Below are 18555 nucleotides of genomic sequence, written 5' to 3'. Positions count from 1 at the left end.
GTGAAGCATGTTAAAAGATCAGGATCGCATCTTTACCAATCTCTACGGCCTCAAGGACAAGTCCCTGAAGGGCGTGAGAGCGCGCGGCCACTGGGATGGCACCAAACAGATCATCGAAAAGGGCCGTGACTGGATCATCAACGAGATGAAGGCTTCCGGCCTTCGCGGTCGCGGCGGCGCTGGCTTCCCGACAGGTCTCAAATGGTCCTTCATGCCGAAGGAAAATGACGGCCGTCCGCATTACCTCGTCGTCAACGCCGACGAATCCGAGCCCGGCACCTGCAAGGACCGCGAAATCCTGCGCAACGATCCGCATACGCTGATCGAAGGCTGCGTGATCGCCGGTTTCGCCATGGGCGCGCATACCGCCTATATCTACGTTCGCGGCGAATATATGCGCGAGCGTGAGGCGCTGCAGGCAGCCATCGACGAGTGCTACGATGCCGGCCTGCTCGGCAAGAACAACAAGAACGGCTGGGATTTCGACATCTACGTCCATCACGGCGCCGGCGCCTATATCTGCGGCGAAGAGACGGCTCTGCTCGAAAGCCTTGAAGGCAAAAAGGGCCAGCCGCGCCTCAAGCCCCCGTTCCCGGCCAATATGGGTCTTTATGGCTGCCCGACGACCGTCAACAACGTTGAATCCATCGCCGTTGCGCCGACCATCCTGCGTCGCGGTGCGGCCTGGTTCTCGTCCATCGGCCGTCCGAACAATGTCGGCACCAAGCTGTTCATGGTCTCCGGCCATGTCGAGCGTCCGTGCACCTTCGAAGACGCGCTGGGTCTGTCCTTCCGTGAGCTGATCGAACACCATTGCGGTGGCATTCGCGGCGGCTGGGACAATCTGCTCGGCGTCATCCCCGGCGGCGCATCCTGCCCCATCGTTCGCGGTGAGGACATGAAGGACGCCATCATGGACTTTGACGGCATGCGCGAAGTGAAGTCTTCCTTCGGCACCGGCGGCATGATCGTCATGGACAAGTCCACCGACGTCATCAAGGCGATTGCCCGCATCGCGGCCTTCTTCAAGCATGAAAGCTGCGGCCAGTGCACGCCGTGCCGCGAAGGCACCGGCTGGATGTGGCGCGTGCTGGAGCGCATGGTCAAGGGCAACGCGCAGAAGCGCGAAATCGACATGCTGTTTGAAGTGACGAAGCAGATCGAAGGCCACACCATCTGTGCGCTCGGCGACGCCGCCGCATGGCCGGTACAGGCGCTGATCCGCAATTTCCGTCCGGAAATCGAAAAGCGCATCGACCAATATACCTACAGGGCCATGGATGATGGCGCTGTTCTGGAAGCCGCTGAATAAGCATTGAGGCTTCAGGCGGAGCCGGAGTTTTCCGGCCTCGCGACACCATGAAGCGCCTGGCAGGCGATACGAGTGCCGGGCGTGATTAAGGATTTGTTGCGGACCGTGTGAGACATGGGACGAACAGGCAACAGGACGTAAGTAGAACCATGGCAAAGCTCAAGGTTGACGGTAAAGAGATCGAGGTTCCGGATCATTTCACGCTGTTGCAGGCGTGCGAGGAGGCTGGTGCCGAAGTTCCGCGCTTTTGTTTTCATGAGCGCTTGTCGGTCGCGGGTAACTGCCGCATGTGTCTCATCGAGGTGAAGGGCGGACCGCCCAAGCCCGCCGCTTCCTGCGCCATGGGCGTTCGCGACGTTCGCGGCGGCCCGAACGGCGAATTGCCTGAGGTTTTCACCAACACGCCGATGGTCAAGAAGGCCCGCGAAGGCGTGATGGAATTCCTGCTCATCAACCACCCGCTGGATTGCCCGATCTGCGACCAGGGCGGCGAATGCGACCTGCAGGACCAGGCCATGGCCTTCGGTATCGCCGGTTCGCGTTATGCGGAAAACAAGCGCGCGGTTGAAGACAAATATATCGGACCGCTCGTCAAGACGGTCATGAACCGTTGCATCCACTGCACGCGCTGCGTCCGTTTCACCACGGAAGTGGCCGGCATTGCCGAACTTGGCCTTATCGGCCGCGGCGAAGATGCCGAAATCACCACCTATCTCGAGCAGGCCATGACCTCGGAGCTGCAGGGCAACGTTGTTGACCTCTGCCCGGTCGGCGCGCTCACCTCCAAGCCTTTCGCCTTCACCGCCCGTCCGTGGGAACTGAACAAGACCGAAACCATCGATGTGATGGACGCGCTCGGTTCGGCCATCCGCGTCGATACCCGTGGTCGCGAAGTCATGCGCGTCATGCCGCGCGTCAACGAGGCGATCAACGAAGAGTGGATTTCCGACAAGAGCCGCTTCATCTGGGACGGCCTGAAGACGCAGCGCCTTGACCGGCCTTACGTCCGCAAGGATGGCCGTCTGCAGCCCGCCACCTGGGGCGAAGCCTTCGGTGCGATCAAGCAGGCTGTTGCCGCAACGTCCGGCAACAAGATCGGCGCAATCGCCGGCGATCTGTCTTCCGTTGAAGAAATGTTCGCGCTGAAGTCGCTTCTTGCTTCGCTCGGCTCGGCCAATGTCGATTGCCGTCAGGATGGCGCAGCGCTTGATCCGTCTTTGGGTCGCGCCAGCTACATCTTCAATTCCACCATTGAAGGCATCGAGCAGGCGGACGCACTGCTGATCGTTGGCGCTAACCCGCGTTTCGAAGCGGCTGTCCTCAACGCCCGTATCCGCAAGCGTTGGCGTCGCGGCGGTTTCCCGATCGGCGTGATCGGCGAAGCTGGTGAACTGCGCTACAATTATGAATATCTCGGCTCGGGTGCTGAAACGCTCTCCGATCTGGCCAATGGCTCGCACAGCTTCGTTGACAAGCTGAAGTCCGCCAAGAACCCGCTGATCATCATCGGTCAGGGCGCTCTTGCCCGCGCCGATGGTGCCGCCGTGCTCGCTGCTGCTGCCAAGCTCGCCGTTTCGGTCGGTGCTGTCAGCGAAGAGTGGAACGGTTTCTCCGTTCTGCACACTGCAGCTGCCCGCGTTGGCGGTCTCGATATCGGCTTCGTGCCGGGCGAGGGCGGTGTTGCCGCCGCTGAAATGGTCGCCTCCATGGATGTTCTCTTCCTGCTCGGCGCCGATGAACTCGATCTGTCGAACAAGGGCGCCAAGTTCACCGTTTATATCGGCAGCCATGGCGATCAGGGCGCGATGAACGCCGACGTCATCCTTCCGGGTGCGGCCTATACCGAAAAATCCGGTATCTGGGTCAACACCGAAGGCCGTGTGCAGGTGGGCAACCGCGCCGGTTTCGCACCGGGCGAAGCTCGCGAAGACTGGGCGATCCTGCGTGCGCTGTCCGACGTTCTCGGCAAGAAGCTGCCGTTCGATTCGCTGTCGGCGCTGCGCGGTCAGCTTTATGTCGCGCATCCGCATCTGGCGGAAACCGACGAGATCGTCGCCGGCAACGGCCAGGATATCGAGGCTTTGGCCGGAAAGACCGGCTCGCTCAACAAGTCGGCGTTTGCTTCGCCGGTAAAAGACTTTTATTTGACGAACCCGATTGCGCGCGCATCCGCCGTCATGGCCGAGTGCTCCGCATTGGCCCGCAACAATTTCCAGGCTGCGGCAGAGTAAGGGTAGGGGATTTATGGAACAGTTTTTCTGGAGCTACGTCTGGCCCGCGCTGATCATGGTCGGCCAGTCCCTGCTGCTTCTCGTTTGCCTTCTGGTGGCCATCGCCTTCCTTCTGCTTGCCGACCGCAAGGTCTGGGCAGCCGTGCAGCTGCGCCGTGGTCCGAACGTTGTTGGTCCCTTCGGTCTCTTCCAGTCCTTCGCCGACCTTTTGAAGTTCATCTTGAAGGAGCCTGTCATTCCGGCCGGCGCCAACAAGGCGGTTTTCCTTCTGGCGCCGCTGGTTGCCGTGACGCTGGCGCTCGCCACCTATGCCGTAATTCCCTTCAATGAGGGCTGGGTCGTCGCCAATATCAATGTCGGCATCCTCTATATCTTCGCGATTTCCTCGCTTGAAGTGTACGGCATCATCATGGGCGGCTGGGCTTCGAACTCGAAGTACCCGTTCCTCGGCGCGCTGCGTTCGGCGGCACAGATGGTGTCCTACGAAGTGTCGATCGGCCTCGTCATCGTCACCGTTCTGCTTTGCGTCGGTTCGCTGAACCTGACGGACATCGTGCTTGCCCAGAAGACCGGCCTCGGCACCATGCTCGGCCTGCCGGCCTCGTTCCTCGACTGGCACTGGCTGTCGCTGTTCCCGATGTTCATCGTGTTCTTCATTTCGGGCCTTGCCGAAACCAACCGTCCGCCCTTCGACCTTCCGGAAGCGGAATCGGAACTGGTCGCCGGTCACATGGTCGAATACGGCTCCACGCCTTACATGATGTTCATGCTCGGCGAATATGCTGCGATCGTGCTGATCTGCTGCCTGACGACGATCCTTTTCATGGGCGGCTGGCTGCCGATCGTGGATGTGTGGTTCCTGAACTGGGTTCCGGGCATTGTCTGGTTCGCGTTGAAGGGCTGCATGGTCTTCTTCATGATCGCTCTGACCAAGGCTTTCGTTCCGCGTTACCGTTATGACCAGCTCATGCGTCTCGGCTGGAAGGTGTTCCTGCCGCTGTCGCTCGCCATGGTCGTTATTGTTGCATTCGTATTGAAGCTGACGGGGTGGGCCGGTTGATGTCCGTACTCCTCGCTCAGAAATCTGGAGACTGAGATGGCAAGCCTCTCACAAGCCGTCAATTCACTGTTCCTCAAGGAGTTCGTCGGCGCGATCCTGCTGACGATGCGCCACTTCTTCAAACAGAAGGCGACGGTGAACTATCCTTTCGAAAAGGGCCCGGTCTCTCCGCGCTTCCGTGGCGAGCACGCGCTGCGCCGTTATCCGAACGGTGAAGAACGCTGCATCGCCTGCAAGCTGTGTGAAGCGATCTGTCCCGCTCAGGCGATCACCATCGAAGCCGGCCCGCGCCGCAATGACGGCACCCGCCGCACGGTGCGTTACGATATCGACATGGTGAAGTGCATCTATTGCGGTTTCTGCCAGGAAGCCTGCCCGGTGGATGCCATCGTCGAAGGCCCGAACTTCGAATTCGCGACGGAAACCCGCGAGGAGCTTTATTTCGACAAGCAGAAGCTTCTCGACAATGGCGACCGCTGGGAGCGTGAAATCGCACGCAACCTCGCACTGGATGCGCCTTACCGTTAAGGCGCAACCGTCTTTCCGGGGGAGACCCCGGAGAGCGATGAAAAGTAAAATGCCTGCGCGGTTTTCGCCGGCGGGGACGAAACGGGTGAGGGGCCTTCGAGCCATCTTTGCCCGATGAGGACAAGAAGGCACCAACATGGGTCTGCACGCTGTATTCTTTTATATATTCGCTTTCGTCGCCGTGGCGTCTGCGTTCATGGTCATCGCATCGAAGAACCCTGTTCATTCGGTGCTGTTTCTGATTTTGACCTTCTTCAACGCAGCCGCGCTGTTCCTGCTGACGGGCGCCGAGTTCCTCGGCATGATCCTGCTGGTGGTTTATGTCGGCGCCGTGGCGGTGCTCTTCCTCTTCGTCGTCATGATGCTGGATGTGGATTTCGCCGAGCTTCGCTCGGGCGTGCTGCAATATGCCCCGGTCGGCGCGCTGATCGGTGTCATCCTGGCGGCCGAGCTGATCGTCGTGGTCGGCGGCAGCATGCTGAACCCGATTGCGGCCAAGTCCATCACCATGCCGATCCCGCCTGTCACCGAACGCACCAATACGGCCGCACTCGGCGATGTGCTCTATACCAATTACGTCTACTTCTTCCAGCTCGCCGGCCTCGTGCTGCTGGTGGCCATGATCGGCGCCATCGTGCTGACGCTGCGTCATCGCACCGACATCAAGCGGCAGGATATCTCCACGCAGGTCGGCCGTGACCCGAAGACCGCCGTCACCACGGTCAAGGTCAAGCCGGGCCAGGGCATCTGAGGCGCGAACGGATCCAAGGAAACAGAACATGGAAATCGGTCTTTCCCACTACCTGACGGTCAGCGCGATCCTCTTCACGATCGGCGTCTTCGGCATCTTCCTCAACCGGAAGAACGTCATCGTCATCCTCATGTCGATCGAACTCATCCTGCTTGCGGTCAACATCAACATGGTGGCCTTCTCGGCCTTCCTGAACGATATCGTCGGCCAGGTCTTCGCTTTGTTCATTCTGACCGTCGCAGCCGCCGAAGCGGCCATCGGTCTTGCAATACTCGTTGTCTTCTACCGCAACCGCGGATCGATCGCCGTCGAAGACGTCAATATGATGAAGGGCTGATAAGGCTATGATCTACAAGGCTATCGTCTTTCTTCCACTGATCGGCTTCCTGATCGCCGGCCTGTTCGGCCGCTCCATCGGCGCCAAGGCTTCGGAATATGTCACCACCGGTCTGATGATCGTGGTCGCCATCCTGTCGTGGATCGTCTTCTTCACCGTGGCGCTCGCCCATGGCGAGCCGGGCGAGGTGATCAAGGTTACTGTTTTGCGCTGGATCCAGTCCGGCGGCATCGACGTCGAATGGGCGTTCCGCATCGATACGCTGACGGCCGTCATGTTCGTCGTGGTCAACACGGTCTCGACGCTGGTGCATCTCTATTCCATCGGGTACATGCACCACGATCCGCATCGTCCGCGCTTCTTTGCCTATCTGTCGCTCTTCACCTTCGCCATGCTGATGCTGGTGACCTCCGACAACCTGCTGCAGATGTTCTTCGGCTGGGAAGGCGTGGGTCTGGCGTCCTACCTGCTGATCGGCTTCTGGTTCAAGAAGCCGTCCGCATCGGCTGCCGCCATGAAGGCCTTCATCGTCAACCGCGTCGGTGACTTCGGCTTCATTCTCGGCATTGGTGGCGTGTTCGTGCTGTTCGGCTCGATCAATTTCGAAACCATCTTCGCTGCCGCTGCGACCTATCTGCCGGCTGAAGGCGCTGCCTCCTCGGAAACCGTCATCAACCTGTTCGGTATGCATCTGGACAAGGCCAATGCGATGACGGGCGTCTGCCTGCTGCTCTTCATGGGCGCCATGGGTAAATCGGCGCAGTTCCTGCTGCACACCTGGCTGCCGGACGCGATGGAGGGCCCGACCCCGGTGTCTGCCCTCATTCACGCCGCAACCATGGTTACCGCCGGCGTGTTCCTCGTCGCCCGCATGTCGCCGCTGTTCGAACTGTCGCATGATGCGCTGACCGTCGTGACGCTGATCGGTGCGATCACCGCTTTCTTCGCGGCAACCGTCGGCCTCGTGCAGAACGACATCAAGCGCGTCATCGCCTATTCGACCTGCTCGCAGCTCGGTTACATGTTCGTGGCGCTCGGCGTCGGCGCTTATGGCGCGGCCGTGTTCCACCTCTTCACGCACGCCTTCTTCAAGGCCCTGCTGTTCTTGTGCGCCGGCTCGGTCATCCATGCCGTCGATGGCGAGCAGGACATGCGTTACATGGGTGGCCTGCGCAAGCATATCCCCATCACCTTCTGGACCATGACCGTTGGCACGCTGGCGCTGACCGGCGTTGGTATTCCGGGCACGATGATCGGTTTTGCCGGCTTCTTCTCGAAGGACGTCATCATCGAATCCGCTTATGCGTCCCATTCGGTTCTGTCAGGTTTCGCCTTCACGCTGCTGGTCATCGCCGCGCTGTTCACCAGCTTCTATTCCTGGCGTCTGGCTTTCATGACCTTCTTCGGCAAGCCGCGCGCTTCCGCCGACGTCATGCACCACGTGCATGAATCGCCGATGGTCATGCTGATCCCGCTTTTCATCCTCACGGTTGGCGCGATCTTTGCGGGTGTTGCCTTCGAAGGTTATTTCTTCGGTCATGAATATGCCGAGTTCTGGAAGGGCGCTCTGTTCACGCTTCCGGAAAATGAAATCCTCGAAGAGTTCCACCACGTGCCGCTTTGGGTGAAGTGGAGCCCGTTCTTCGCCATGGCTCTTGGTTTCGTGACCGCCTGGTACATGTACATCAAGTCGCCGGAGACGCCGAAGCGTCTGGCCGAGACCCATCGCGGCCTCTACCAGTTCCTCTTGAACAAGTGGTACTTCGACGAACTCTACGACTTCCTCTTTGTACGTTCCGCAAAGGCGCTTGGCCGCTTCCTGTGGAAGAAGGGCGATGTCGCCGTCATCGACCACTATGGACCGAACGGCATTGCAGCGCGTGTGGTTGACGTGACCAACCGCATGGTCCGCCTGCAATCCGGTTACCTCTATCACTATGCCTTTGCGATGCTGATCGGCATCGCGGCGCTTGTCACCTGGATGATGCTCGGGAGTGCCCTCTGATGACCGATTGGCCCATTCTTTCAACGGTCACCTTTCTGCCGCTCGTCGGCGTGGTGCTCCTGCTTCTGACGAATGAGAACGGCCCCTATGGTCGCCGCAACATTCTCAATGTCTCGCTGCTGACGACAGTCTTCACCTTTATCGTGTCGCTGTTCATCTGGATCGGTTTCGACAATTCGAACCCCGGTTTCCAGATGGTCGAGAAGCATCAGTGGTTCGGCAACATCGCCGCCTATCATCTCGGCGTCGACGGCATCTCCATGCTCTTCGTCATCCTCACCACCTTCCTCATGCCGTTCTGCGTGCTGGCAAGCTGGGATTCGATCGAGAAGCGCGTCAAGGAATACATGATCGCCTTCCTGCTTCTGGAAGTCGTCATGGTCGGCGTCTTCGTGGCGCTGGATACGGTTCTTTTCTACGTCTTCTTCGAAGCGACGCTGATCCCGATGTTCATCATCATCGGCGTCTGGGGCGGCAAGGATCGCGTCTACGCATCCTACAAGTTCTTCCTCTACACGCTGCTCGGCTCGGTTCTGACCATGCTCGCCATCATGGCCATGTACTGGCAGGCCGGCACCACCGACATGACGGAACTGCTGAAATACGGCTTCCCGGCCGGCATGCAGACCTGGCTGTGGCTCGCCTGTTTCGCCGCCTTCTCGGTCAAGATGCCGATGTGGCCGGTGCACACCTGGCTGCCGGATGCCCACGTTCAGGCCCCGACCGCAGGTTCGGTCATTCTGGCTGGCGTCATGCTGAAGCTCGGCGGTTACGGTTTCATCCGCTTCTCGCTGTCGATGTTCCCGCTGGCGTCGGACTATTTCGCGCCCTTCGTCTTTACGCTGTCGGTACTCGCCATCATCTACACCTCGCTGGTGGCGATGATGCAGGACGACATCAAGAAGCTGATCGCCTATTCCTCGGTCGCCCACATGGGTTACGTGACCATGGGTATCTTCGCCGCCAACGTTCAGGGCGTGCAGGGCGCGATCTTCCAGATGCTGTCGCACGGTATCGTCTCGGGCGCGCTCTTCCTCTGCGTCGGCGTTGTCTACGACCGCCTCCACACCCGCGAGATCGCGGCCTATGGCGGCCTCGTCAACAACATGCCGAAATATGCCGTCGCCTTCATGATCTTCACCATGGCCAATGTCGGTCTGCCCGGCACCTCCGGCTTTGTCGGTGAATTCCTGACGCTGATCGGCGTATTCCGCGCCAACACGCTGGTCGCGCTGTTTGCGGCAACCGGCGTCATCCTCTCGGCCGCTTACGCGCTGTGGCTTTATCGCCGCGTGATCTTCGGCGCGCTCGAGAAGGAAAGCCTGAAATCGATGCTCGATCTGTCGACCCGCGAAAAGGTCATCCTTTATCCGCTGGTTGTGCTGACGATCTTCTTCGGTGTCTATCCGGCACCGGTGTTCGATGCGACAGCCGCATCGGTCGATCTTCTGGTAAACAACTATTCGGCTGCATTGCAGGCGGCGCAAAATGTTGCGCTCTCTATGAATTGACGACAGGACCCGTTGGACATGACCGCTGAAATCCTTTTTGCCAGTCTGCACATTGCGACGCCCGAGCTGATCCTTGCGGTCGGCGCGCTGGCGCTGCTCATGATTGGCGTCTTCTCGGGCGACAAGTCGACAACGACGGTCACCGGCCTTGCCGTTGCCCTCCTGCTCGTCGTCGGTCTCTGGATCATCTTCGCCCCCGCATCGGGCGTTGCCTTCGGCGGCGTCTACATCGCCGATGCCTTCGGTAACTTCATGAAGGTACTGGCGCTGATCGGCTCCATCACCGCCATGATCCTCGCCGTCGGTCAGGGCCGTTTCGAACCCATCGGCCGTTTCGAATATCCGGTGCTGCTGGTTCTTGCGACGCTGGGCATCCTGCTGATGATCTCGGCCAACAACCTGATCTCGCTCTACATGGCGCTGGAACTGCAGTCGCTGGCGCTCTATGTCGTCTGCGCCATCAACCGTGAAAGCCTGCGCTCCACGGAAGCGGGCCTGAAGTATTTCGTGCTCGGCGCGCTGTCTTCCGGCATGCTGCTTTATGGCATGTCGCTGGTCTACGGCTTCACCGGCAATACCGGCTTTACCGAAATCGCCCAGGTTCTGGCCTCGGAAACCCGTTCGCTCGGTCTGGTCTTCGGCTTGGTCTTCGTTCTCGCCGGCCTTGCATTCAAGATTTCGGCCGTGCCGTTCCACATGTGGACGCCGGACGTTTATGAAGGTGCGCCGACCCCGGTAACGGCGTTCCTGTCGGCTGCGCCGAAGATCGGCGCCATGGCGATCCTCGTTCGCATCGTCATCGAGGCGTTCCAGCCGGTCTTCGCCGACTGGCAGCAGATCGTCGTGTTCATTTCCATCGCCTCCATGCTGCTCGGCTCCTTTGCCGCAATCGGCCAGAAGAACATCAAGCGCCTGATGGCTTATTCCTCCATCGGCCACATGGGTTATGCGCTGGTCGGTCTCGCTGCGGGCACCGAAGCCGGTGTTGCCGGCGTCATCCTCTACATGACCGTTTATATGGTCATGACGCTCGGCACCTTCGCCTGCATTCTCTCCATGCGCCGCAAGGAAATCGGCAATGTCGAGACTGTCGAGGATCTGGCCGGTCTTTCGTCCTCCAACCCCTTCATGGCGGTCGTGCTGACGATCCTGATGTTCTCGCTTGCCGGTATCCCGCCGCTCGCCGGCTTCTTCGGCAAGTATTACGTCTTCCTCGCAGCCATCGAGGCGAAGCTCTATCCGCTCGCCATCATCGGTGTGATCGGCTCGGTTGTCGGCGCATATTATTATATCCGCGTCGTCAAGGTCATGTGGTTCGATGAAGCCAAGGACAAATTCGAGCGTCCCGCTGGCGAACTCAAGGTCGTTTACGCGCTTTCCGGCCTCTTCGTTGTCGCTTTCATCGTCTTCGGCGGTGCACTCGGCAATGCGGTGACAGTTGCGGCGAAGACCTTCTTTTGAGCAGCACGCACAAGCATACGGGCCGGATGTCCATTGATGACTTCCGGCACGAGGCGATGGCGGAAACGCCATCGACCAATCTGGAATGTTTCGCCCAGGCAAGGGCGGGCGATGGCGGCAATCTGTGGATCACCGCCATCCGCCAGACTGGCGGACGCGGCCGTCGCGGCCGTCCATGGGTCTCCGAACCCGGCAATCTCTACGCCTCGCTTCTTTTGATCGATCCCGCTCCGATGGACCGCATAGGGTCTCTGCCGCTTGCCTTCGCGCTGGCTGTTTATCGCGCCATCCGCGCGGTGCTGCCGACGGGCGGCGAACCGCTCGAAATCAAATGGCCGAACGACGTTCTGATCGGACGCCGCAAGACCTGCGGCATTCTGATGGAGGCGGAGCTGCTGCCGGATGGCCGACGCGCCATCGTCATCGGCATCGGCATCAATATCGCCCATAAGCCGGAAAATCCGCTTTACCCCGTCACCATGCTCTCCGAACATGGTGCGTCCTGCTCGCCCGACGAATTGTTCGCCCATCTTTTCCGCGAGACGGCGGAGGTGCTGGGGGCTTGGGACGAGGGCAGGGGCGTTGCCGGCATCATGGCAGGCTGGCGTGCCGCCGCCTGCGGTATCGGCGAACATATCACTGTCAACTTTCCGGACCGTTCGATTGGCGGGCGTTTCGTCGGGATTGATGATAATGGTTATCTGCTGCTGGATGAGGATGAGGGCGCAAGGCGCTCGATTGCCGCCGGCGACGTGTTTTTCGGATGAGGTGAACGGCGCGGCCCGAAGGCCCGCGCCGAACCGCTTTCGACGGGTTGGAGCTTTCCTGCGGCTCATGAAAAGCAGGGTGACGAACCGGTTCCGCATCGGCCCGGTCGATCAGATGGTTCAACAGGTCCGATGCTTAAGAGAGCGGCGGGCGCGGCAGATTGCCGTCGCCTGCGTGCTTTCGTGAATGGATAAGAAAAACAATGGCTAAACAGGACGAACTGGTCTTTGTGCCGCTTGGCGGCGTGGGTGAAATCGGCATGAATCTGGCGCTTTACGGCTACGGGCCGGAAAGCAAGCGCCAATGGATCATGGTGGATTGCGGCGTGACCTTCGCCGGCCCGGACCTGCCGGGCGTCGATCTGGTGCTGCCGGACATCAGCTATATCGCCGAGCAGAAAAAGAACCTCAAGGGCATCATCATCACCCACGCCCATGAAGACCATTATGGTGCGCTTAACGATCTGTGGCCCGGCCTCAACGTGCCGGTCTATGCCTCGCCTTTCACGGCCGGCATGCTGGAAGCCAAGCGCGCCTATGAGGGCACGCGTGCCGAAATTCCGGTAACGATCTTCAAGGCGGGCGACCGCATCAATGTCGGCCCGTTCGAAATCGAGGCGGTCGGCGTCAACCACTCCATTCCGGAGCCGATGTCGCTGGTCATCCGCACGCCGCTCGGTAATGTCATCCACACCGGTGACTGGAAAATCGACGAAGCGCCGTCGCTCGGTCCGTTGACGGATGAAGCCCGTTTCCGTGCCATCGGCGAAGAGGGCGTGCTGGCGCTAATGTGCGACAGCACCAATTCGGTGCGAGATGGTGTGTCGCCCTCCGAACACGAGGTTTCCGAAGGCCTGCGGCAGATCATAGAAAACGCCGAGGGTCGTGTGGCCGTCACCACCTTCTCCTCCAATGTCGGGCGCATCCGCTCGATTGCGCAGGCCGCGGAAGCAGCCGGCCGCGAAGTGTTGCTGCTCGGCTCGTCGCTGAAGCGCGTCGTCAACGTCTCGCAGGACCTCGGCATCATGGAAGGCATCAAGCCATTTCTGGCCGAAGACGAATACGGCTATATTCCGCGCGACCGGGTGGTGCTGATCCTGACCGGTTCGCAGGGCGAGCCGCGTGCCGCACTCGCCAAGCTTTCGCGTGACGAGATGCGCAATGTGGCGCTGGCTTCCGGCGATACCGTTGTGTTTTCCTCGCGCGCCATCCCCGGCAATGAGAAGGCGATCATCGACATCAAGAACGGCCTCATCGAGCAGGGCGTCCATATCGTCACCGACAATGAGGCGCTGGTGCATGTCTCGGGCCATCCGCGCCGCAACGAACTTCTGAAGATGTATGAATGGACGAAGCCGCAGATCGTCGTGCCCGTCCACGGCGAGGCGGCGCATCTGGTGGCGCAGAAGGAACTGGCCGAACAGGCCGGCATCTCGCAGGTGCCGAAGGTGCGCAACGGCAATGTTCTGCGCCTTGCGCCGGGTCCGGCCGAAGTCATCGACGACGTGCCGCATGGCCGCGTCTTCAAGGATGGTAACCTCGTCGGCGATATGGACGAGATGGGCATCAGCAACCGCCGCAAGCTGTCCTTCGCCGGCCATGTGGCCGTCAATGTCGTGCTGGATAGCCGCTACGATTTCCTCGGCGATCCCGATGTGGTGCCCTTTGGTCTGCCGGAATTCGATGACGAGGACGAGGCCATGGAAGACACGCTTTATGACGCCGTGCTCGGCGCCGTCGAAAGCATTCCGCGTGCCCGCCGCAAGGATCTGGATCTGCTGCGTGAAGCGGTGCGTCGCGCCGTGCGCGCCGCCGCCAACCAGAGCTGGGGCAAGAAGCCGATCGTGACGGTTTTCGTGACCAAGGTCTGAACCGGGACCTTCCCGGCAATCGGCCGGTGCGTCTGCCTCTTTCCCGTTGATTCCAGGGCCGTGCCGCAAAGCGCGGCCCTTCTGTTTTTCTTTTAGGGTTTCTTGCGGAGAAGTGATTCCGATCTGCGGATGAATGCGTTACAAGAAGCCCATTGTGCAGGAGGATCACATGCCGCTTCTTTCGGCCTTCGCCGTTTATTTCATCGTCTGGTGGACGGTGCTTTTCATCGTGCTGCCGATTGGCCTGCGCACTCAGGATGAGGAGGGCGATGTGGCGCTGGGTACCGTTGCCAGTGCGCCATCAAGGTTCAGGGGCGGGCGGATCGTTTTGTGGACGACCCTGATCTCGGCCCTGATCTGCGGCCTGTGGTACGGCGGAACCTGGTGGTTCGGCGTCAGCCTCGATGACCTGCCGAGAATTATTCCCGTTTTCGATTGAAAAGCTGCGCGGGCGATCGCCGTTCGCGCGCATCTGCCCACTCAGACTGGCGGCACGCCCATGCTCGCGGCGGTTTCCGGCGGATATGACCGGGATTCTGTCATATGGATGTCATATCTCTCGTGCACACAGCAGGAACGTACTGGGTGCCTGATTCACCGCCATAATTTTACCGGAATATAACGGCGGGGCGGGGTTCTTTGCGTAGAAGCAAAAAAAAACAAGGCCTTTCAGCCTTGTTTTCCAGGTTTCGCGTGATCTGTAACCGTTGCCGGGGCTGCGACGAGCGCGCCTAAGATCTGATCCTCCCAAGACTGACCGCGAAAATGACAAGAATTTAAACTTCCTGCCTCTTTTGTAAGCTAAAGCTAGCCCAAAGCCCCATGCTTGTCATCTCATTTTTTGCATATTTGTTACAGTCGGCAAAAAATTCTCCGTGGTGCAATTTGTCGCACCGGATCAAGAATAATATTCCGATCAAAGCGTTTTGACGCGAATTAGCTATCGCGAAAATACCGTAAAATCGCCTTTAACGCTCTTTTCATGGCGGGTTTTCATCTCGGCCGGAAACGGCTATATCCGGCGCCAATATCCCTCTATTCGGGGCGATTCCCGCGCCTTTGCGCGCCGTCGTCCGCATCAATGGAAGCCGTCATGCGTCTCAGCCGTTATTTCATGCCCATCCTGAAGGAAAACCCCAAGGAAGCGGAGATCGTCTCCCACCGCCTCATGCTGCGCGCCGGCATGATCCGGCAGCAATCGGCTGGCATCTATTCCTGGCTGCCGCTCGGCAAGCGCGTGCTGGACAAGGTCAACAGGATCATCCGGCAGGAGCAGGACCGTTCCGGCGCCATCGAGCTTCTGATGCCGACGCTGCAATCGGCCGAGCTCTGGCAGGAAAGCGGCCGTTACGATGACTACGGCAAGGAAATGCTGCGCATCAAGGACCGTCAGGACCGCCAGATGCTCTACGGTCCCACCAATGAGGAGATGATCACCGACATCTTCCGTTCCTATGTGAAGTCCTACAAGAACCTGCCGTTGAACCTCTACCATATTCAGCTGAAGTTCCGCGACGAGGTGCGCCCGCGTTTCGGCACCATGCGTTCGCGTGAGTTCCTGATGAAGGACGCCTATTCCTTCGATTTGACGAAGGAAGACGCGATCCATTCCTATAACAAGATGTTCGTGGCCTATCTGCGCACCTTCGAGCGCCTTGGCCTGCGCGCCATTCCGATGCGCGCCGATACCGGCCCGATCGGCGGCAATCACAGCCATGAATTCATCATTCTGGCCGATACCGGCGAATCCGAAGTCTTCTGCCACAAGAGCTTCCTCGACCGCGCCATTCCCGCCGAAAACACCGATTTCGACGATGTCGCAGCCCTGCAGGGCGTGTTCGACGAGTGGACGGCCGATTATGCCGCCACGTCCGAAATGCATGACGAAGCCGCTTACAATGCCATTCCCGATGGCGAGCGCCTTTCCGCGCGCGGCATTGAAGTCGGCCACATCTTCTATTTCGGCACCAAATATTCCGAGCCGATGGGCGCGAAAGTGCAGGGTAAGGATGGCAAGGAACACCCTGTCCACATGGGTTCCTATGGTATCGGGCCGACACGCCTTGTTCCCGCCATCATTGAAGCATCGCATGACGAGAACGGAATCATCTGGCCGGCCTCGGTCGCTCCCTTCGATGTCGTGATCATCAACATGAAGGCTGGCGATGCTGCCTGTGATGCGGCTTGCGAAAAGCTGTATTACTCGCTCTCCAACGCCGGCAAGGATGTTCTTTACGACGACACGGACGACCGTGCAGGCCAGAAATTCGCCACCGCCGACCTGATCGGCGTGCCGCTGCAGATCATCGTCGGCCCGCGTTCGGTCGCGAATGGCGAAGTCGAAGTGAAGGATCGCAAGACCGGCGAGCGGGAGACCGTGACGATCGAGGCGGCGATGAACAGGGTGCTCGGCTAAGCACGAGTGGAAGACGGAGCGGCTTCACCCGAAGTCCGCTCCGGTTTCGTAACGCAGATGCCGCAGAAATATGGGCCGGTTTTCGGAAAAGACCGGCCTTGCAGTTTGAGATCAGGGAGACGACATGGCACAAGCCGAGGCTGACAAGGGTGCGGCTGTTTCCGCCGGGGCAAAGACTGCCCGGCCGTTTTCCGCTTTTGAACGCATGGTGGCCTGGCGTTATCTGCGGTCGCGGCGCAAGGAAGCGTTCATTTCCGTCATTGCCGGGTTTTCCTTTGTCGGCATCATGCTGGGCGTGGCGACGCTCATCATCGTCATGGCGGTGATGAACGGGTTCCGCACCGAGCTCATTTCGCGCATTCTCGGCATCAACGGCCATATGATCGTGCAGCCGATCGACCAGCCCTTCAATAATTATGATGAGCTGGCGAAGAAGTTTGCCGCCGTTCCCGGCGTCACCATGGCCCTGCCGCTGGTGGAAGGCCAGACATTGGCTTCCGGTCGTGGCGGTGCGGGTTCCGGCGCTCTGGTGCGTGGTGTGCGCCAGGAGGATATCGACAAGGTCAAGGAAGTTGCCACCAACATCAAGACCGGCGATCTGGTCGGCTTCATGGCCGGAGATGGCGTTCTCGTCGGCTCAAGGCTCGCCGCCCAGCTCGGCGTAACGGCCGGTGACGACATTACTCTCATTTCCCCGGAAGGCGACGTGACGCCGATGGGCGTCAATCCGCGCGTCAAATCCTACAAGATTTCCGGCGTCTTCGAGATCGGCATGTCGGAATATGACGCCTCGATGATCTATATGCCGCTGTCCGAAGCCCAGCTTTATTTCAACGCCGAAGGCCTCGTGCAGTCCATCGAGCTTTATGTCAGCCGCCCCGACGACGTTGACGGAATCCGCCCGCTGGTGGAACAGGCCGCCGAACGGCAGATCTATATCACCGACTGGAGACAGCGGAACCAGACCTTCTTCTCCGCCCTGCAGGTGGAAAGAAACGTGATGTTCATGATCCTCACCCTCATCGTTCTGGTGGCGGCGCTGAACATCATTTCCGGCCTCATCATGCTGGTGAAGGACAAGGGCAGCGACATCGCCATTCTGCGCACCATGGGCGCAAGCTCCGGCTCGGTGATGCGCATCTTCTTCATGACCGGGGCGGCCATCGGCATGGTCGGCACCTTTGCCGGCGTGGCGCTCGGCGTCATCGTCTGCCTCAACGTGGAATCCATCCGGCAGTTCTTCTCCTGGATATCCGGCACGGTGCTGTTTGATCCGCAGCTTTATTTCCTGAGCCAGCTTCCGGCCGAAATGGATATCAGCGAGACCATTTCCGTTGTCATCATGGCGCTGACGCTCTCTTTCCTGGCAACGATCTTTCCAGCATGGCGGGCTTCCAAGCTCGATCCGGTGCAGGCCCTGCGTTACGAATAAGGACCGCTTCGCGATATGGCAAAAAAAACAGTGCTGCGGCTTACTGGCGTCGAGAGAACCTATGGTCAGGGCGAGACGTCGCTTTCCATTCTGCGCAAGGCTGATTTCGAATTGAAGAGCGGCGAGATGGTGGCGCTGGTCGCCCCTTCGGGAACCGGTAAATCCACGCTGCTGCATCTGGCGGGACTTCTCGAACATCCAGATGCCGGCGAGGTCTATATTAACGGCGCACCCTGCAATGACCTGCCGGATGAAACGCGAACCGCGATCCGCCGCAGCGATATTGGTTTTGTCTACCAGTTCCATCATCTCCTGCCGGAATTCTCGGCGGTGGAAAATGTGATGATGCCGCAGCTCATCGCCGGTCTGACACAGGCCGAAGCGCACAAGCGCGCCAGTGCGCTGCTCGACTATATGCGGGTGGGGCATCGCGGTGAGCACCGCCCGGCGGAACTCTCCGGCGGTGAACAGCAGCGTGTCGCCATCGCCCGCGCGGTCGCCAACGCGCCGCTGCTGCTGCTCGCTGATGAGCCGACCGGCAATCTCGATCCGGAAACAGCGCATTATGTTTTCGACGCGCTGGAGGCGCTGGTACGCCAATCCGGCCTCGCGGCGCTGATCGCCACCCACAATCATGAACTCGCCGCCCGCATGGACCGGCGCGTGACGCTGGCCGACGGCAAGATCGTCGATTTCTGAGCTGGTAAGTCGATCCGTCCGGTGCTCCCCAGAGAACGCCGGTGTCCCCATTTGAATTTTTTCTGAACCCGGCGGTGTTTTTACCTCCGGGTTTTTTCGTTTTGGAGTCAGTGGCTTGCTTTTCCCATGCGGGAACCGAAGGCGATTCTGCGGCATTAGCAAGGGGAATATCAG

15 protein-coding genes are annotated in these 18555 nt (G+C 59.7%); all 15 read left to right on the top strand.

Annotated elements, in window-relative coordinates; genetic code table 11:
• Positions 1-7: 7 nt before the first annotated feature.
• The 15 genes from nuoF to ACIK7D_RS01550 all read left to right on the top strand — a co-directional run bounded on the left by nuoF (position 8) and on the right by ACIK7D_RS01550 (position 18381).
• Complete coding sequence (gene nuoF, locus ACIK7D_RS01620; RefSeq protein ID WP_020012329.1) at positions 8-1312, top strand: NADH-quinone oxidoreductase subunit NuoF; 1305 nt, start codon at positions 8-10, stop codon at positions 1310-1312.
• Positions 1313-1461: 149 nt separating this feature from the next.
• Positions 1462-3543, top strand: a complete 2082-nt coding sequence (gene nuoG / locus ACIK7D_RS01615; RefSeq protein ID WP_400155470.1) for an NADH-quinone oxidoreductase subunit NuoG — start codon at positions 1462-1464, stop codon at positions 3541-3543.
• 13 nt (positions 3544-3556) lie between these two features.
• Entirely contained in the window at positions 3557-4603 is a 1047-nt protein-coding gene (gene nuoH, locus ACIK7D_RS01610; protein ID WP_003496451.1) for an NADH-quinone oxidoreductase subunit NuoH, read from the top strand.
• Between the two features lie 36 nt (positions 4604-4639).
• Entirely contained in the window at positions 4640-5131 is a 492-nt protein-coding gene (gene nuoI / locus ACIK7D_RS01605; protein WP_003496449.1) for an NADH-quinone oxidoreductase subunit NuoI, read from the top strand.
• A 136-nt stretch (positions 5132-5267) separates the two neighbouring features.
• Complete coding sequence (locus ACIK7D_RS01600; RefSeq protein ID WP_003521517.1) at positions 5268-5882, top strand: NADH-quinone oxidoreductase subunit J; 615 nt, start codon at positions 5268-5270, stop codon at positions 5880-5882.
• Between the two features lie 28 nt (positions 5883-5910).
• A complete protein-coding gene (gene nuoK, locus ACIK7D_RS01595; protein ID WP_003521516.1) occupies positions 5911-6219 on the top strand; it encodes an NADH-quinone oxidoreductase subunit NuoK in 309 nt (102 codons plus the stop codon).
• Between the two features lie 7 nt (positions 6220-6226).
• Positions 6227-8224, top strand: a complete 1998-nt coding sequence (nuoL, locus tag ACIK7D_RS01590; protein WP_065115441.1) for an NADH-quinone oxidoreductase subunit L — start codon at positions 6227-6229, stop codon at positions 8222-8224.
• Positions 8224-9735 carry an NADH-quinone oxidoreductase subunit M gene (locus tag ACIK7D_RS01585; protein ID WP_080817171.1) on the top strand — a complete coding sequence of 504 codons (1512 nt, stop codon included), beginning with the start codon at positions 8224-8226 and terminating at the stop codon, positions 9733-9735. Before nuoL ends, ACIK7D_RS01585 begins: the two co-directional genes overlap by 1 nt.
• Before the next feature lie 18 nt (positions 9736-9753).
• Complete coding sequence (gene nuoN / locus ACIK7D_RS01580; protein WP_003521512.1) at positions 9754-11196, top strand: NADH-quinone oxidoreductase subunit NuoN; 1443 nt, start codon at positions 9754-9756, stop codon at positions 11194-11196.
• 26 nt (positions 11197-11222) lie between these two features.
• On the top strand, positions 11223-11963 hold the full coding sequence (locus ACIK7D_RS01575) for a biotin--[acetyl-CoA-carboxylase] ligase (RefSeq protein WP_161987840.1): 741 nt from the start codon (positions 11223-11225) through the stop codon (positions 11961-11963).
• Between the two features lie 203 nt (positions 11964-12166).
• Complete coding sequence (locus ACIK7D_RS01570) at positions 12167-13834, top strand: ribonuclease J (RefSeq protein ID WP_003521510.1); 1668 nt, start codon at positions 12167-12169, stop codon at positions 13832-13834.
• 133 nt (positions 13835-13967) lie between these two features.
• A complete protein-coding gene (locus ACIK7D_RS01565) occupies positions 13968-14273 on the top strand; it encodes a DUF1467 family protein (protein WP_162936669.1) in 306 nt (101 codons plus the stop codon).
• Between the two features lie 654 nt (positions 14274-14927).
• Entirely contained in the window at positions 14928-16250 is a 1323-nt protein-coding gene (gene proS, locus ACIK7D_RS01560) for a proline--tRNA ligase (RefSeq protein WP_003521508.1), read from the top strand.
• A gap of 124 nt (positions 16251-16374) precedes the next feature.
• Positions 16375-17682, top strand: coding sequence for a lipoprotein-releasing ABC transporter permease subunit (locus ACIK7D_RS01555; RefSeq protein ID WP_003521507.1), 1308 nt, complete (start codon positions 16375-16377; stop codon positions 17680-17682).
• A 15-nt stretch (positions 17683-17697) separates the two neighbouring features.
• A complete protein-coding gene (locus ACIK7D_RS01550; protein WP_003521506.1) occupies positions 17698-18381 on the top strand; it encodes an ABC transporter ATP-binding protein in 684 nt (227 codons plus the stop codon).
• The last annotated feature ends 174 nt before the right edge of the window (positions 18382-18555 follow it).

Source organism: Agrobacterium sp. P15N1-A (assembly GCF_044626815.1).
Lineage (GTDB): Bacteria > Pseudomonadota > Alphaproteobacteria > Rhizobiales > Rhizobiaceae > Agrobacterium > Agrobacterium leguminum.
This window is presented reverse-complemented; position numbering and strand designations above follow the sequence as displayed.

What these genes read in the sequence shown, in the direction of transcription:
- ACIK7D_RS01585 (WP_080817171.1), top strand. Translation starts at nt 8,224, where the DNA reads ATGACCGATTGGCCCATTCTTTCAACGGTCACCTTTCTGCCGCTCGTC.
- ACIK7D_RS01570 (WP_003521510.1), top strand. Translation starts at nt 12,167, where the DNA reads ATGGCTAAACAGGACGAACTGGTCTTTGTGCCGCTTGGCGGCGTGGGT.
- ACIK7D_RS01575 (WP_161987840.1), top strand. Translation starts at nt 11,223, where the DNA reads ATGTCCATTGATGACTTCCGGCACGAGGCGATGGCGGAAACGCCATCG.
- proS (WP_003521508.1), top strand. Translation starts at nt 14,928, where the DNA reads ATGCGTCTCAGCCGTTATTTCATGCCCATCCTGAAGGAAAACCCCAAG.
- ACIK7D_RS01555 (WP_003521507.1), top strand. Translation starts at nt 16,375, where the DNA reads ATGGCACAAGCCGAGGCTGACAAGGGTGCGGCTGTTTCCGCCGGGGCA.
- nuoF (WP_020012329.1), top strand. Translation starts at nt 8, where the DNA reads ATGTTAAAAGATCAGGATCGCATCTTTACCAATCTCTACGGCCTCAAG.
- nuoG (WP_400155470.1), top strand. Translation starts at nt 1,462, where the DNA reads ATGGCAAAGCTCAAGGTTGACGGTAAAGAGATCGAGGTTCCGGATCAT.
- ACIK7D_RS01600 (WP_003521517.1), top strand. Translation starts at nt 5,268, where the DNA reads ATGGGTCTGCACGCTGTATTCTTTTATATATTCGCTTTCGTCGCCGTG.
- nuoL (WP_065115441.1), top strand. Translation starts at nt 6,227, where the DNA reads ATGATCTACAAGGCTATCGTCTTTCTTCCACTGATCGGCTTCCTGATC.
- nuoN (WP_003521512.1), top strand. Translation starts at nt 9,754, where the DNA reads ATGACCGCTGAAATCCTTTTTGCCAGTCTGCACATTGCGACGCCCGAG.
- nuoI (WP_003496449.1), top strand. Translation starts at nt 4,640, where the DNA reads ATGGCAAGCCTCTCACAAGCCGTCAATTCACTGTTCCTCAAGGAGTTC.
- ACIK7D_RS01550 (WP_003521506.1), top strand. Translation starts at nt 17,698, where the DNA reads ATGGCAAAAAAAACAGTGCTGCGGCTTACTGGCGTCGAGAGAACCTAT.
- nuoK (WP_003521516.1), top strand. Translation starts at nt 5,911, where the DNA reads ATGGAAATCGGTCTTTCCCACTACCTGACGGTCAGCGCGATCCTCTTC.
- nuoH (WP_003496451.1), top strand. Translation starts at nt 3,557, where the DNA reads ATGGAACAGTTTTTCTGGAGCTACGTCTGGCCCGCGCTGATCATGGTC.
- ACIK7D_RS01565 (WP_162936669.1), top strand. Translation starts at nt 13,968, where the DNA reads ATGCGTTACAAGAAGCCCATTGTGCAGGAGGATCACATGCCGCTTCTT.